The sequence below is a fragment of the Rhizobium sp. AB2/73 genome (assembly GCF_020871915.1).
GTDB classification, from domain to species: Bacteria; Pseudomonadota; Alphaproteobacteria; order Rhizobiales; family Rhizobiaceae; genus Rhizobium; species Rhizobium dioscoreae.
In genome coordinates, this window is the sequence record NZ_CP067071.1 from 3038126 (window position 1) to 3051918 (window position 13793).

Here is a 13793-nt window from a genome sequence, read left to right on the forward strand (position 1 = left end):
AGAGGACCTCATGGTATCGCGAAAAACGCCTAACCATTCGAAGCCCAACGACGAACCGGTCACGATCGATCTGGAAGCCGAAAAAACTGCGCAGGACGCAGCTCCCGAAGATTTGACTGAGCGCAGCCGTGGCGAGCTTGGCGGCTCCTCGGCTGATGAAGTGGAAATGCCGCTGGAAGCGGAGAAGGAACTATTTCGCGAAGAAGCTCAGGAGTCGATCTTCGGCGCCGCACCGCAAGAGCCGCAAACGGCCGCTGCGCAGCAGGCCGATCCTCCGCCGTCCCATGCCGACCATCCGCCTCATACCGAGCGTCCGCCGTCGCGCGAGGGTTCGACATCGGGCCTTATCGCGGCCGGCATCACCGGCGGCCTGATCGCCCTCATCTGCGCCGGCGCCTTGCAATATGCGGGCTTCCTGCCTGGCGGCCGCACAGGCAAGGACAGCTCAACCGAGATTGCCGCACTGAATGCGGAGATCGACGGTCTCAAGCAGAGCATCGCCAATCTCGCCGCCGCACCAACAGCAAAGCCGGACGAAGCACTGACGGCCCGCGTCGCAGCACTCGAGGCGAGCGCTGCCAACGACGCTTCGGCAAATGGCTCGGCTGGCATCCCAAATCCCGCCTCCGACCAGAAGATCGCTTTGCTCACCAGCGAGGTGGAGCAGCTGAAATCGGATCTCAGCAAGGCAACGCAGAACCAGGCAACATCCGATGCCGAAGTCAGCAAGCGTCTTGACGACGCCGAAAAGAAGTTGAGCGGACCGAGCCAGGAAAGCGCGGTTGCCCGCGCCATCGCAGCTGCAGCGTTGAAGGCGGCAATCGACCGCGGCGGCCCCTTCCAGCCCGAGCTTGACACCTTTGCCAATGTTGCGCCGGACGATCCAGCCGTCGCCGATCTCAAGAATTTCGCCCAGACCGGCGTGCCCTCCCGCGCCGACCTGATCCGCCAGGTTTCCGATGTCGCGACCGCAATCGTCGCCACCGCGCAGGCCGACGATCCGAACCAGAGTTGGAGCAGCCGGCTGATGTCGGGAGCGAAATCGCTGGTGCAGGTCCGCCCCGTCGGCAATGTGCCCGGCGACACCATCGATGCCATCGCCGCGCGTTTCGAGGACAAGGTCAGGAACGGCGATCTGCCGGGCGCGGTGACCGAATGGAACAGCCTGCCCGATGCCGGAAAATCCGCATCGGCCGCCTTCAAACAATCGCTGGAAGCCCGCATCCGCGTCGAGGATCTGGTAAGCGATGCCTTGTCGAAGGCGATCGCCAATACCGGAAAACAGAACTAAGGACGGAGTGTAGCAATGATCAGACTGCTTATCTTCGCTATTCTCGTTCTGGCTCTCGGCTATGGCTTTTCGTGGCTCGCGGATCGCCCGGGCGATCTCTCGCTGGTTTGGGAAGGGCAGCTTTACCAGACGAAGCTGATCGTGGCCGCCGCGATCCTGATTGCGATCGTGGCCGCCGTCATGATCGTCTGGTGGTTCGTGCGGCTGATCTGGACTTCGCCTTATTCCGTTACTCGCTATTTCCGCGCCCGCAAGCGCGATCGCGGCTATCAAGCGTTGTCGACGGGCCTGATCGCCGCCGGCGCCGGCAATTCGCTGCTCGCCCGCAAGATGGCGGCGCGCACCCGCGGCCTCATCCGCTCCGACCAGGAGCCGCTCATCAACCTGCTTGAAGCCCAGGCTGCCCTGATCGAAGGCAAGCATGACGAGGCCCGTCAGAAGTTCGAACAGATGGCCAATGATCCGGAAACGCGCGAGCTTGGCCTGCGTGGCCTCTATCTCGAAGCCAAGCGCCTTGGCGCGCATGAAGCAGCGCGGCAATATGCCGAAAAAGCCGCCGACCAGGCGCCCTACCTGCCATGGGCGGCGCAGGCGACATTTGAATATCGCAGCCAGGCCGGCCGCTGGGATGATGCCATCAAGCTGCTGGACCAGCAGAAGGTCGCTCATGTCGTCGACAAGACCACGGCCAACCGTCAACGCGCCGTGCTGCTGACGGCCCGCGCCAACGACAAGCTGGAGAGCGATCCGACAGGCGCGCGCGACGATGCTTTGGCGGCGTTGAAGCTTGTGGATGATTTCGTGCCCGCCGCGCTGATCGCGGCCAAGGCCTTGTTCCGCGAAGACAAGGTGCGCAAGGCTGCCTCCATCCTCGAGCAGGTCTGGAAGGCGCAGCCGCATCCCGAAGTCGGCAGGGCCTATGTACGAGCTCGCAGTGGCGATTCCGTTCTTGACCGTTTAAAGCGCGCCGAGCGGCTGGAGGCGATCCGCCCGAACAATGTCGAAGCTCTGCTGTTGACCGCAAAGGCGGCGATGGATGCCGGCGATTTTGCCAGGGCTCGTGCCAAGGCAGAAGCAGCCGCAAGGATCGATGCGCGCGAAGGCGCTTTTCTGCTTCTCGCCGACATCGAAGAGGCCGAAACCGGCGATCAGGGCCGTATCCGCCATTGGATGGCGCAGGCGCTGCGCGCGCCGCGCGATCCGGCCTGGGTTGCCGATGGCTTCGTCTCGGAAAAATGGCTGCCGCTGTCGCCGATCACGGGCCGTCTCGATGCCTTCGAATGGAAGGCGCCCTTCGGCCAGATCGATGGGCCGGTGGAAGAAGGCTCCACGGTGTCGGTCGATGCGGCGCTGAAATCGCTGCCGCCGGTGCGCGAGGCCCCCACCGCAACCGCGGCGGCAAAGCCAAGTTCACCGAAAGTTGCATCGCCGGCCGCCGATACCTATGTCATGGAATTGGAACCTGCCGTGGCGAAACCCGCTTCAAGCCCCTCCGAGGCCGCGCCAAAGCCGGCGCAGCAAGGTGAGGAACCCCGGCCCTTCTTCGGTGGTGCGCCTGATGATCCGGGCGTGAAGGATCATAAGCTTGAACCGGAACCCAAGACGCGGCTCAAGCTGTTTTAGAGCAATTCCGGCAAAACTGCGCGGCGGTTTTACGTCCGGAATTGCGGGAAGATAAAAAGATAGAGCATGGTGGCCCAAGAACCCTGCTCCGCCCGTTTTGAGAATGGAAACGCATGTTCGAACGCTTTCAGGAATTCCTTCATAACCTGACCCAGGACCACCCCAGATCCGGCTTCGCACCCGACGACCCGCGTGTCGCGGTGGCGGCCCTGTGCATCCAGGTCATGGAGGCGGACGGCAAGATCGAGAACAGCGAAAAGAAACGGCTGCGCAAGCTCCTCAAGGACCAGTATGGTCTTGATGGCCGCCAGCTCGACCAGCTGATCGCTGCCGGCGAGGAAGCGGAAAGCGAGGCGGTCGATTATTATCGCTTTACCTCAGATCTGAAGCGTCATCTCGACAGCACGCAGCGGCTCGAACTGCTCGGCATCCTCTGGGACATCGTCTATGCCGATGGCGAGCGCAGCGAGATGGAAGATCATGCAATCTGGCGGATCGCCGACCTCATGGGCATTTCCGATCGCGAGCGCATCATGAAGCGCCAGGAAGCAGCCGCACGCGCACCCGGTCCGAGGGTGGAGACAGGCAATGATGATTGAAGCGCCGAAGAGCGCCGGCCGCCCTATATTGATCGTCCTGCATCAGGAGCGTTCCAGCCCCGGCCGTGTCGGCCAGATGCTGCTGGAAAAAGGCTACGATCTCGATATCCGCCATCCGGTCCTCGGCGATCCCCTGCCTTCGACGCTCGAGGCGCATGCCGGCGCCGTCATCTTCGGCGGCCCGATGAGCGCCAACGACCCGGATGACTTCATCAGGGACGAGACCGACTGGCTGAAAGTACCGCTTAAGGAAAACCGCCCCTATCTCGGCATCTGCCTCGGGGCACAGCTGCTCGCCCGCCATCTCGGCGCCAAGGTGAAGGCGCGCGACGACGGCAAAACCGAGATCGGCTGGTATGCTCTGCAACCGACGGAAAAAGGTCGGCTGCTGATGCGCTGGCCGCAGATGGTCTACCATTTTCATCGCGAGGGCTTCGAGCTGCCGCATGGCGCCGACCTGCTCGCGACAGCGGAGACCTATCCCAACCAGGCCTTTCGCTATGGCGCCAATGCCTGGGGTCTGCAGTTTCATGCCGAGCTCACGCGCGCCATGATGCAGCGCTGGGTCGTGCATGGCGAGCACCGCTTCTGCATGCCGAACGCCCAGCAGGGCCGCGAGCATCTCGAAGGCCGCATGATCTTTGACGCAGCTCTCAAGGCCTGGCTATCGGAATTCCTCGATCTCGTCTTCGAGGGCAAGCAGGCGATGGCGGCCTAAAGGCCCTCGCCTGACGAAAGCACGCGATCGAATTCATCGATCGCGCTACGGATCGCAGACGCATATCGCTCCATCTTTTGTGCGTCTTTCATAAGAATATCCCTGACGCCTCTCGGAATTTCGAGCTGGACGCCGGCCTGCCGCTTGCCGCGATTGCAGATATTGCCGGTGGAAGCTCCGGCAAGCGCCTCGCCTTTCACTCTCGCCGCCGCCGCAAAACCATTGAGCCGCAACGCTTCGACGATCCGGTCGCGAAGCGATGTGTCGAGACCGCCGATCCAGCTCGTCAGCGGATCGTCCCGATCCGTTCGCCCATGAACGGCGACGACGATCGACGAACTGGACACCAAGCCGTTTGCTATCGGTTCATCGAATTTTTCGGCGGTGATGTGCAGCTCATGATGAAGCCTCGCCGCATCGAGCCCTTCGAAACGATAAAGTGAGTACCTCTCATCGGCGATCGCCAGAGCGATCTCGGATGTGGCGGGCTCAATGAAACCGCCATGGGGAGCGATGACGGCGACATGCGATGATCGATCCTCGAGATGGATACGATAGCCGAAGCCCTCGATTTCATGCTCGCGAAGCGCCGAAAACGAATTGTATCGATCCGGCTTCCTTGTCATCGCACAATCCTCAAGCCGGTTGCGGCTCGCCGTCACGATCGGGCGCGTTCAGGCTGTCGATGCGGCGCAGCTGCGGGAAACCTGTGGCCCAAAGAATGGCGACGGTCAGCGTGCCAAGTCCTCCGATGACGACGGCGGGAATCGCGCCGAAGTAATGCGCCATGGTGCCGGCGCGGAACTCGCCGAGCTCGTTCGACGCGCCGACGAAGACCATGTTGACGGCATTGACGCGGCCGCGCACGTGATCCGGCGTCCAGAGCGTAATCAGCGTTTCGCGGACATAGACGGAGATCAGGTCGGATGCGCCCATGATGGCGAGAGCCGCTATCGACAGCCACGGCGTATGCGAGATGCCGAAGATCAGGGTTCCCAAGCCGAACATGGCAACGCCGGCAAACATGCAGATACCGGCGCGATTGCGGATAGGATAGGTTGCCAGGAAAAGGCCCATGGCGATCGCGCCGAAGCTTGGCGCCGCGCGCAGCATGCCGAGACCCCAAGGCCCGAGCGTCAGGATATCGCGCGCATAGATGGGCATCAGCGCGACCGCGCCGCCGAGCAGTACGGCGAAAAGATCCAGCGAGACCGCACCGAGCACCACTTTTTCCGACCAGATGAAGCGGAAACCGGCGAGCATTTCATTGAGGCTTCGCCGCTCATGCGCAACCCGCTGCTGCGGTTTCGGGATCAGAAAGGTCAGCACCGAGCCGGCCGCAAAGAAAAGCACGGCAACGGTATAGGCGACATTGGCACCGGCGCCGTAAAGCAGGCCGCCGGCAACAGGACCGAGGATGGCGGCCGCATCCCACGACATCGAATTCCAGGTGATCGCGTTCGTCAGGTCTTCGGGCGGGATTAGATTGGGCGCAAGCGACTGCATGGCCGGCGTCATGAAGGCGCGTTCTATGCCGAAGACCGTGAGGATCAGAAATACCGGCAGCGGCGCGAAGGTGCCAGATACGGTCAGGAACAGCAGGGCAGCCGCACAAAGGGTGCCGACGAAAATGCAGATCGCGGAAATCCGCCGCCTGTTGTAGCGGTCCGCAGCCGTGCCCGTCACCAGGATCAGCAGCAGCGACGGCAGGAACTGCACGAGACCGATCAGACCGAGATAGATCGGTTGGCCGGTGTGCTCATACATCTGCCAGCCGACGGAGACGCTGACGACCTGCGTGGCAAAGGCCGTCAAAAACCGCGCGAAGAAGAAATAGCTATAGGCAACGTGCCTGAAGGCGGCAAACCGGTCTCCGCTGGCAGCGAACGACATGGAACGAGACTTTCCGACGTGGCCGCTAGCGCAAATGCCGGCCTTTTAAACATGATTCAACATGCTTCGGAGCATGGGACTTGCCCGTTTAGTCGCCAATGTCTACATGTCTGTCAACCGCGAATTGGAGACGGATATGCTCGCCTTATTTCAAACCATTGATCTGGCTTTGAATCTTTATACCTGGATCTTGATAGCCAGCGCCATCTTTTCCTGGCTCTATGCGTTCAACGTCATCAATTCGAGCAATCAATTCGTCAGCTCCGTCGGCAACTTCCTTTATGCGGTTACAGAGCCGGCCCTGCGCCCGATCCGCCGCATTCTGCCTGATCTCGGCGGCATCGATATCTCGCCGGTCATCCTGCTGCTCATCATCTTCTTCATCCGCTCGCTGATGTGGAATTCGATCGTCCCCATGTTCCTGCGGTGAGCAAAGCCTGGCAGACCTTTCCGGATCACGTCAGACTTTCCGTGCGGCTCACGCCCAATGGCGGGCGTGATGCGATCGATGGGTTGGAAACGGGCGCCGACGGCGAATGCTATTTGAAGGCGCGCGTTTCGGCAGCACCCGAAAAAGGCAAGGCCAACAAGGCGCTGGTCGCCCTGCTTTCAAAAAGCCTCGGCATTCCCAAATCCACGCTTGCCCTTATCGGCGGCGACACCGCACGCAAAAAAATCCTCCGGATCGAGGGCGAACCGGAGGATTTGATAAACAGGCTTTGCGCCGTAACCGAAAGCGGTTGATCAGATCAAGCCTTGGTGTTCTTGGCACGCTCGATGGCTTCGACGATGAGTTCGCCAGCTTCCTTCGAACCCTTCCAGCCGAAGATCTTGACCCACTTGCCGGGCTCCAGATCCTTGTAGTGTTCGAAGAAGTGCTCGATCTGCTTCAGCGTGATCTCGGGCAGGTCGGTATATTCCTTGACCTTGTCATAGCGCATGGTCAGCTTCGGCGCGGGAACGGCGATGATCTTCTCGTCCTTGCCGGAATTGTCTTCCATCATCAGCACGCCGATCGGGCGAACGTTGATGACGCAGCCCGGAACCAGCGGACGGGTGTTGGCGATCAGCACGTCGATCGGGTCGCCGTCGTCGGAGAGCGTATGCGGAACGAAGCCGTAATTGCCCGGATAGGTCATCGGCGTATAGAGGAAACGGTCGACGACCAGCGTGCCGGCCTCCTTGTCCATTTCATACTTGATCGGATGACCGCCGACCGGCACTTCAACGATGACGTTGACGTCTTCGGGCGGGTTCTTGCCAATGGAAATCGCGTCGATACGCATGCTTGTCCCCTAGATAAGGATGGTTGCCGCCAGCCAAATAATAGGATTCATGCCGCAACGCAACAACGCATCGGGAAAGAGGCGGATTTACTGCATGATTCCTTAAATCGGGATCTACGAATAAAATTATGCAGCAGATTTAAAGCGCTACAGCGCCGCTCAAGGCCAGACGAAGCCGATCTTGCGCAGCTGCCTGTGGTCGAAGGTTTCGATGCCCTCGCAGAAATCCGCACCACCCTGCCCGCGATAGAAGCGGTAGGCATTCTCGTTTTCCTCAAGGCACCAGACGACCAGCCCCTTGCAGCCGAGCGACTTCAAAAGCCGGCGCGCCTCGCCGAACAGCATGCGCCCGAGGCCGAGGCCCTGATATTGCGGGCGCAGATAAAGTTCGTAGATCTCGCCTTCCTGGGGCAGCGCGCGGGCACGATTGAGGCCGAGCGTGGCATAGCCTGCGATCTCACCGGCAACGTCCAGAACCAGCAGCGTTGCCGGACCGCTGGTCGCCTTGCGCCACCAGGCTTCGCCGCGGCGCTCGATCATCTGGCCAAGGGCGCGATGTGGAATGATGCCGGCATAGGTGTACTGCCAGGACTGGCGGTGCACCTCTGAAATGGCTCGGGCATCATGGGGTTCTGCCCGCCGAACATCAATCGACAACGTCTTCATAACGTCTACTCTGGTCTTACCGATGCGAATTAACCATCCTCATTCATAAAGATGGCAGGTTTGCCCACAGGCTTTATCCGTGGATCATCGACAAAAATTAACGGTTTTTTAACCTTTAGGACAGGGCTCAAAAACCGAACATACAAATAAAAACCCCGGCACGAAGGCCGGGGTCGAATGCATTGCTCGGTTAGGATGATCAGGCCAGACGGGCCTTCTCGTAACGCTTGCGCTCGTTCGGATCGAGATACATCTTGCGGAGGCGGATCGACTTCGGCGTCACTTCCACCAGCTCGTCGTCCTGGATCCAGGAAAGCGCACGGTCGAGCGTCATGCGGATCGGCGGGGTCAGCTTCACGGCTTCATCCTTGCCGGCGGCGCGGATGTTGGTGAGCTTCTTGCCCTTCAGCACGTTGACTTCGAGGTCGTTGTCGCGCGAGTGGATGCCGATGATCATGCCAGCATAGACCTTCTCGCCGGCGTCGATGATCATCGGGCCACGGTCTTCCAGGTTGAACAGGGCGTAAGCCACGGCTTCGCCGGCTTCATTGGCGAGCAGCACGCCGTTCACGCGGCCGCCGATCTCACCCTTGTAGGGCTGGTAGTCGTGGAACAGGCGGTTCATGACGGCCGTGCCGCGCGTGTCGGTCAGAAGTTCCGACTGGTAACCGATGAGGCCGCGGGTCGGCGCCAGGAAGACGAGACGGACGCGGTTGCCGCCCGAAGGACGCAGCTCGGACATTTCAGCCTTGCGCTCGGACATCTTCTGTACGACGATGCCGGAATGCTCTTCATCGACGTCGATGACGACTTCTTCGATCGGCTCGAGAAGCTGGCCGTTCTCATCCTTGTGCATGACGACGCGCGGGCGCGACACGGCAAGTTCGAAGCCTTCGCGGCGCATGGTTTCGATCAGAACTGCGAGCTGCAATTCGCCGCGGCCCGAAACGTAGAAGGAATCCTTGCCTTCGGCTTCCTCGATCTTCAGCGCGACGTTGCCTTCGGCTTCCTTGAAGAGGCGGTCGCGGATGACGCGCGAGGTGACCTTGTCGCCTTCGGTGCCCGCATAGGGGCTATCGTTGACGATGAAGGACATGGTGACGGTCGGCGGGTCGATCGGCTGCGCGACCAGCGGCTCGCTGACCTGCGGGTCGCAGAAGGTGTCGGCAACCGTGCCCTTGGAAAGACCGGCGATGGCGACGATGTCGCCTGCCTGCGCTTCTTCGATCGGCTGACGCTCGATGCCGCGGAAGGCGAGGATCTTGGAGATACGGCCGGTTTCGATGAGGTTGCCATCCGCACCCAGAACCTTGACAGCCTGGTTCGGCTTGATCGAGCCGGAGTGGATGCGGCCGGTGATGATGCGGCCGAGGAAGGGGTTGGCTTCCAGGATCGTGCCGATCATGCGGAACGGGCCTTCGCCGACGGTCGGCTCGGGAACGTGCTTGACAACGAGATCAAGAAGCGGGCCAAGGCCCTCTTCCTTCGGGCCATCAGGCGAATAGTTCATCCAGCCGTTACGGCCGGAACCGTAGAGGATCGGGAAATCGAGCTGTTCGTCGGTGGCGTCGAGATTGGCGAAGAGGTCGAAGACTTCGTTGATGACTTCGTCTGCCCGGGCATCCGGACGGTCGATCTTGTTGATCGCAACGATCGGACGCAGGCCGACCTTGAGCGCCTTGCCGACGACAAATTTGGTCTGCGGCATCGGGCCTTCGGCAGCGTCGACGAGAACGATCGCGCCGTCCACCATCGAGAGAATGCGCTCGACTTCACCGCCAAAATCGGCGTGGCCGGGAGTGTCGACGATGTTGATGCGCGTGTCCTTCCAGACGACCGAGGTCGCCTTGGCAAGAATGGTAATGCCGCGCTCCTTTTCCAGATCGTTCGAGTCCATGACGCGTTCGGCAACGCGCTGGTTCTCGCGGAACGAGCCGGATTGCTTCAGGAGCTCGTCGACGAGGGTGGTTTTCCCATGGTCAACGTGCGCGATGATCGCGATGTTGCGAAGTGCCATATGTCTTAATCTCTGAGGCTGGGGCGCAGTGTTTCAGTAACACGCCAATTGCATTTGGCGCGCTCATACCCTTTTTTTCGCGAATGCGAAAGGGGGGAGGCGAGAAAGGGGCTGAATGCCGGCTTTTCGTGCCTCACACGTCAGTCTTACACGCCTGGACGGCCGAGCTCTCTTTTATCGCGTCACCAATCGGATGCACGCAATCGCCTCGATCGGGATTTGCGCAATCCCGTCAGGCGGCATGTTTCAGTAAGAACGCATCATGATTGAGCAGGAAAGCCTTCAGGCGCTCGGGATAGTCGTGCGTCACCGCGTCTCGCACGCTTTGCCGCGATGCCAGCTCTGTGCGCCATGCCTTGACACGCGGTAGGCCGTCAAAAACGCCGGTCGATGCGATGGTGTCGAACACATCGAAGTAACGGAAGATCGGCGCAAAAACTGCATCGACCAGGCTGAATGCCTGTCCGGCAAAAAACGGACCATTTCCCAATTCCGCCTCGACACGAGCAAATTTATCGATCAGCGCCTTGCGCTTGGCTTCATAGCTTCCTTCGTCCTTCGCGGTCTCGAAGCCCCACAAATCCGAAAGAATGGAAGAACCGAATTCCATCCAGCCGCGATGGCGGGCACGCGTAAGCGGATCGGCCGGGTGGAGCCGAGCGCCGGATTGGGTTTCCTCGAGATATTCGCAGATCGCCGCGCTTTCGAACAAAACCGTTTCCACTCCGTCCTCCTGCCGCACGATCAGCAGCGGAACTTTGCCGAGCGGGGAAATAGCCAGAAACCAGTCGGGCTTTGCCGACAGGTCGACATAGCGGATCTCAAATGGCACGGCCTTTTCAGCAAGTGTGATGGCTGCTCGCTGGACGTAGGGGCAAAGGTAATGGCTGATAAGGACCAGTTTTGCGTCGGACACGATCAAATCTCCTGGGTCGAGTTCAAGATAGATGTAATTGCATCTATATCCAGGCTTGCCAGCCCGGTCAACGTAGATGTAATTGCATCCATGTCCGATTGTTCAGATGCTACCCCTTTAAAGCCCTCCGCCGCAGTGACGCGAGCATGGGTGCGCCTCATGCGCACCCAACAGATCGTCCTTGCGGCGATCGAGCAGGATTTGAAGGCAGCCGGCCTGCCGCCACTCGGCTGGTACGACGTGCTATGGGAGCTGACGCAGGCCACCGAAGGAAAGTTGCGCCCCTACGAGATCGAGGAGCGCACGCTCCTCGCCCAGCATAATCTCTCCCGCCTTCTCGACCGGATGGAAAAGGCCGGCCTTGTTCATCGTGAAATATTTTCCGAGGACGGCCGGGGTCGCTGGGTCGTTATCACCGAAGCGGGAAGTGCCATGCGGAGCCGCATGTGGGCAGTCTATGGCTCGGCACTTCAACGCCATGTGGGCGATAAGCTGGACGATGCGCAAGCCGGCCAATTGGCTGAGCTGCTGGCTTTGCTTGCGCGCAAATCCTGATTAACCGGCAAAGATCAGCTCAATCGCCAAAGTGGACCTTTGACGACTGACTTTTGTGCGTACCGAACGCAAGATCAGGCCGCCAGCCCCTTCTTCTTAAGCATCGCATCTGCACTCGGCAGCTTGCCGCGGAAAGCCTTATAGGCATCTTCCGGATCGATCGAACCGCCGACGGAATAGATGTTGCCTTTGAGTTTCGCGGCCATATCCGGATTGAAGGCATCGCCGGTTTCCTCGAAGGCGGCGAAGGCATCGGCGTCGAGCACTTCCGACCACATGTAGGAATAATAGCCGGCCGAATAGCCGTCGCCGGAAAACACATGCTGGAAGTGGGGCGTCGCGTGGCGCATGACGATGGATTTCGGCATGCCGATCTCTGCAAGCACCTGCGCTTGCACCGCCATCGGATCCTCGACGGCGCCGCGCGTATGGAATGCCATGTCGACCAATGCCGAAGAGGTAAATTCGACCGTATTGAAGCCGGCATTGAAGGTGCGGGCCGCCAGAACCTTGTCGAGCAGTGCCTGCGGGATCGGGGCGCCGGTCTCATAATGCACGGCATATTCCTTGAGGATGGCGGGCACGGTCAGCCAGTGTTCATAGAGCTGCGATGGCAGTTCGACGAAATCGCGGGAAACGCCTGTGCCCGAAACCGAGGGATAGGTGACGTTCGAAAGCATGCCGTGCAGCGCATGGCCGAATTCGTGGAACAGCGTGCGGGCATCGTCGAGCGACAGCAGCGCCGGCCGGCCTTCCGCCGGCTTGGCGAAGTTGCAGACATTATAGATGATCGGCAGCTCGCCGACATGGCCGTTCCTCAGCGGCAGCTTGTGCTGCGATTGGAAGGAGCTCATCCAGGCGCCGGAACGCTTCGAGCTGCGGGCGAAGTAATCGCCAAGGAACAGGGCGACGAGCTTGTCGGAGTAGTCGCGGATCTCGAAGACGCGCACATCGGGGTGGTAGGCGGGAACGCCCTTCTGCTCGACAGCCTTGATGCCGAACAGGCGTCCGGCGACATCGAAACAGGCGGCAATGATCTTTTCGAGCTGCAGATATGGCTTCAGCTCGGTTTCGGAGAAATCGAACTTCCGGGTCCGGATCTTTTCGGCATAATGCCGCCAGTCCCAGGGCATGACCTCATGGTTGCGGCCTTCCTCGGCGATCAGCGCCGCAATATCCCTTTCCTCCTCTGCTGCACGCGCGGCCGCCTTCGCCCAAACGGTCATCAGAAGATCATTCACCGCATCAGGCGTCTTCGCCATGGTATTATCAAGCTTGAGTTCGGCGAAATTGGCATAGCCGAGCAGCGTCGCTTTCTCTGCTCTCAGTGCCAGAGTCTCGCGAATGATCTCACGATTGTCGGTCTTGCCGCCATTGGCGCCACGCGCCACCCAGGCACTGAAGGCCTGCTCGCGCAGCTCACGGCGCTCGGAAGACGTCAGGAACGGCTCGATGATCGAGCGCGACAGCGTAACGGCATATTTGCCCTCCTCGCCGCGTTCGCGCGCGGCCGCTGCCATCGCTTCACGCAGATAGTCGGGAAGACCGGCGAGATCGGCTTCTTCCGACAAAAGCAGCGCCCAGCTCTTTTCATCCGCCAGGACGTTCTGTCCGAATTGCGCGCCGAGGCCGGCAAGCTTCTCGTTGATGGCGGAAAGCCGCTCCTGCTCAGGCTTTGGCAGCTTGGCACCGGCCTTGACGAAGCCCTTCCAGTGCCGCTCCAGCACGCGGGTTTCCTCAAGCGTCAGCCCGAGGGTTTCGCGACTTTCCCAAAGCGCATCGAGACGGGCAAAGAGCGCCGCGTTCGTGCCTATCTTGGAATAATGCCGCGCCATCTTCGGCGCGATCTCGCGCTCTAGCGCCTGGATGGTCTCGTTCGTATGCGCACCCGCCTTGTTCCAGAAGAGCGCCGAGATGCGCGACAGCTCGTCGCCGGCGGTCTCCAGCGCCGTCACCGTATTGGCGAAGGTCGGCGCCTCTCTATTGCCGGCAATCGCGTCGATCTCGGCCTCATGCGATATAAGTGCCGCATCGAAGGCGGGAGCAAAATCCGTATCCTTTACCGCATCGAAACGCGGCAGCCCCTGATGTCCGGTCCATTCGGTGAGCGCGGGATTGACGGTGGTTTGGGAAGACATGCGGGGCATCCTTTCGACAGACATCTGACCGAAGCACGATATAAGGCTGGCCCGGCCGAATTGGTATGGCGAGGCGAGTACAAATTGATGG

At 60.5% G+C, this 13793-nt stretch carries 14 protein-coding genes; 7 read left to right on the plus strand and 7 right to left on the minus strand.

The features are described 5' to 3' along the window. Positions 1–10: 10 nt before the first annotated feature. The 4 genes from I8E17_RS14970 (at position 11) to I8E17_RS14985 (ending at position 4231) form a co-directional block, all read left to right on the plus strand. Positions 11–1291, plus strand: coding sequence for a COG4223 family protein (locus tag I8E17_RS14970; protein ID WP_069613369.1), 1281 nt, complete (start codon positions 11–13; stop codon positions 1289–1291). Between the two features lie 15 nt (positions 1292–1306). After that, a complete protein-coding gene (locus I8E17_RS14975; RefSeq protein ID WP_113366664.1) occupies positions 1307–2914 on the plus strand; it encodes a heme biosynthesis protein HemY in 1608 nt (535 codons plus the stop codon). A 113-nt stretch (positions 2915–3027) separates the two neighbouring features. Then, positions 3028–3513, plus strand: a complete 486-nt coding sequence (locus tag I8E17_RS14980; protein WP_069613367.1) for a TerB family tellurite resistance protein — start codon at positions 3028–3030, stop codon at positions 3511–3513. Further along, on the plus strand, positions 3506–4231 hold the full coding sequence (locus tag I8E17_RS14985) for a glutamine amidotransferase (RefSeq protein ID WP_069613432.1): 726 nt from the start codon (positions 3506–3508) through the stop codon (positions 4229–4231). The genes I8E17_RS14980 and I8E17_RS14985 overlap by 8 nt, the downstream gene beginning before the upstream one ends. Here I8E17_RS14985 and I8E17_RS14990 read toward each other — a convergent pair. Together I8E17_RS14990 and I8E17_RS14995 are read right to left on the minus strand one after the other, a co-directional pair. Next, entirely contained in the window at positions 4228–4857 is a 630-nt protein-coding gene (locus I8E17_RS14990; RefSeq protein ID WP_069613366.1) for a poly-gamma-glutamate hydrolase family protein, read from the minus strand. The genes I8E17_RS14985 and I8E17_RS14990 overlap by 4 nt on opposite strands. Positions 4858–4867: 10 nt before the next feature. After that, positions 4868–6124, minus strand: coding sequence for an MFS transporter (locus tag I8E17_RS14995; RefSeq protein WP_069613365.1), 1257 nt, complete (start codon positions 6122–6124; stop codon positions 4868–4870). 106 nt (positions 6125–6230) lie between these two features. Here I8E17_RS14995 and I8E17_RS15000 point away from each other — a divergent pair, with 106 nt between their 5' ends. Then, positions 6231–6554 carry a YggT family protein gene (locus I8E17_RS15000; protein WP_085999183.1) on the plus strand — a complete coding sequence of 108 codons (324 nt, stop codon included), beginning with the start codon at positions 6231–6233 and terminating at the stop codon, positions 6552–6554. Beyond that, entirely contained in the window at positions 6551–6868 is a 318-nt protein-coding gene (locus I8E17_RS15005; RefSeq protein WP_069613364.1) for a DUF167 domain-containing protein, read from the plus strand. Before I8E17_RS15000 ends, I8E17_RS15005 begins: the two co-directional genes overlap by 4 nt. Before the next feature lie 5 nt (positions 6869–6873). Here the strand turns inward: I8E17_RS15005 and ppa are convergent, their stop codons facing one another. The 4 genes from ppa to I8E17_RS15025 all read right to left on the minus strand — a co-directional run bounded on the left by ppa (position 6874) and on the right by I8E17_RS15025 (position 11009). After that, positions 6874–7410, minus strand: coding sequence for an inorganic diphosphatase (gene ppa / locus I8E17_RS15010; protein WP_069613363.1), 537 nt, complete (start codon positions 7408–7410; stop codon positions 6874–6876). Positions 7411–7569: 159 nt separating this feature from the next. Continuing rightward, on the minus strand, positions 7570–8076 hold the full coding sequence (locus tag I8E17_RS15015; protein WP_069613362.1) for an N-acetyltransferase: 507 nt from the start codon (positions 8074–8076) through the stop codon (positions 7570–7572). A 199-nt stretch (positions 8077–8275) separates the two neighbouring features. Further along, positions 8276–10093: a translational GTPase TypA gene (gene typA / locus I8E17_RS15020; RefSeq protein ID WP_069613361.1), complete on the minus strand. Its 1818-nt coding sequence runs from the start codon at positions 10091–10093 to the stop codon at positions 8276–8278. A gap of 232 nt (positions 10094–10325) precedes the next feature. Beyond that, positions 10326–11009: a glutathione S-transferase family protein gene (locus tag I8E17_RS15025; protein WP_069613431.1), complete on the minus strand. Its 684-nt coding sequence runs from the start codon at positions 11007–11009 to the stop codon at positions 10326–10328. A 90-nt stretch (positions 11010–11099) separates the two neighbouring features. Here I8E17_RS15025 and I8E17_RS15030 point away from each other — a divergent pair, with 90 nt between their 5' ends. Then, positions 11100–11564 (plus strand): MarR family winged helix-turn-helix transcriptional regulator, encoded by a 465-nt coding sequence (locus I8E17_RS15030; protein WP_069613360.1) that lies wholly within the window; start codon positions 11100–11102, stop codon positions 11562–11564. 74 nt (positions 11565–11638) lie between these two features. Here I8E17_RS15030 and I8E17_RS15035 read toward each other — a convergent pair whose 3' ends face one another. Continuing rightward, entirely contained in the window at positions 11639–13702 is a 2064-nt protein-coding gene (locus I8E17_RS15035) for a M3 family metallopeptidase (protein WP_069613359.1), read from the minus strand. Positions 13703–13793 lie beyond the last annotated feature (91 nt).

Coding starts and splice junctions, on each gene's coding strand:
- I8E17_RS14970 (WP_069613369.1), top strand. CDS start 11: ATGGTATCGCGAAAAACGCCTAACCATTCGAAGCCCAACGACGAACCG.
- I8E17_RS15000 (WP_085999183.1), top strand. CDS start 6,231: ATGTCTGTCAACCGCGAATTGGAGACGGATATGCTCGCCTTATTTCAA.
- typA (WP_069613361.1), bottom strand. CDS start 10,093: ATGGCACTTCGCAACATCGCGATCATCGCGCACGTTGACCATGGGAAA.
- ppa (WP_069613363.1), bottom strand. CDS start 7,410: ATGCGTATCGACGCGATTTCCATTGGCAAGAACCCGCCCGAAGACGTC.
- I8E17_RS15015 (WP_069613362.1), bottom strand. CDS start 8,076: ATGAAGACGTTGTCGATTGATGTTCGGCGGGCAGAACCCCATGATGCC.
- I8E17_RS15030 (WP_069613360.1), top strand. CDS start 11,100: ATGTCCGATTGTTCAGATGCTACCCCTTTAAAGCCCTCCGCCGCAGTG.
- I8E17_RS14995 (WP_069613365.1), bottom strand. CDS start 6,124: ATGTCGTTCGCTGCCAGCGGAGACCGGTTTGCCGCCTTCAGGCACGTT.
- I8E17_RS14975 (WP_113366664.1), top strand. CDS start 1,307: ATGATCAGACTGCTTATCTTCGCTATTCTCGTTCTGGCTCTCGGCTAT.
- I8E17_RS15035 (WP_069613359.1), bottom strand. CDS start 13,702: ATGTCTTCCCAAACCACCGTCAATCCCGCGCTCACCGAATGGACCGGA.
- I8E17_RS14985 (WP_069613432.1), top strand. CDS start 3,506: ATGATTGAAGCGCCGAAGAGCGCCGGCCGCCCTATATTGATCGTCCTG.
- I8E17_RS14980 (WP_069613367.1), top strand. CDS start 3,028: ATGTTCGAACGCTTTCAGGAATTCCTTCATAACCTGACCCAGGACCAC.
- I8E17_RS14990 (WP_069613366.1), bottom strand. CDS start 4,857: ATGACAAGGAAGCCGGATCGATACAATTCGTTTTCGGCGCTTCGCGAG.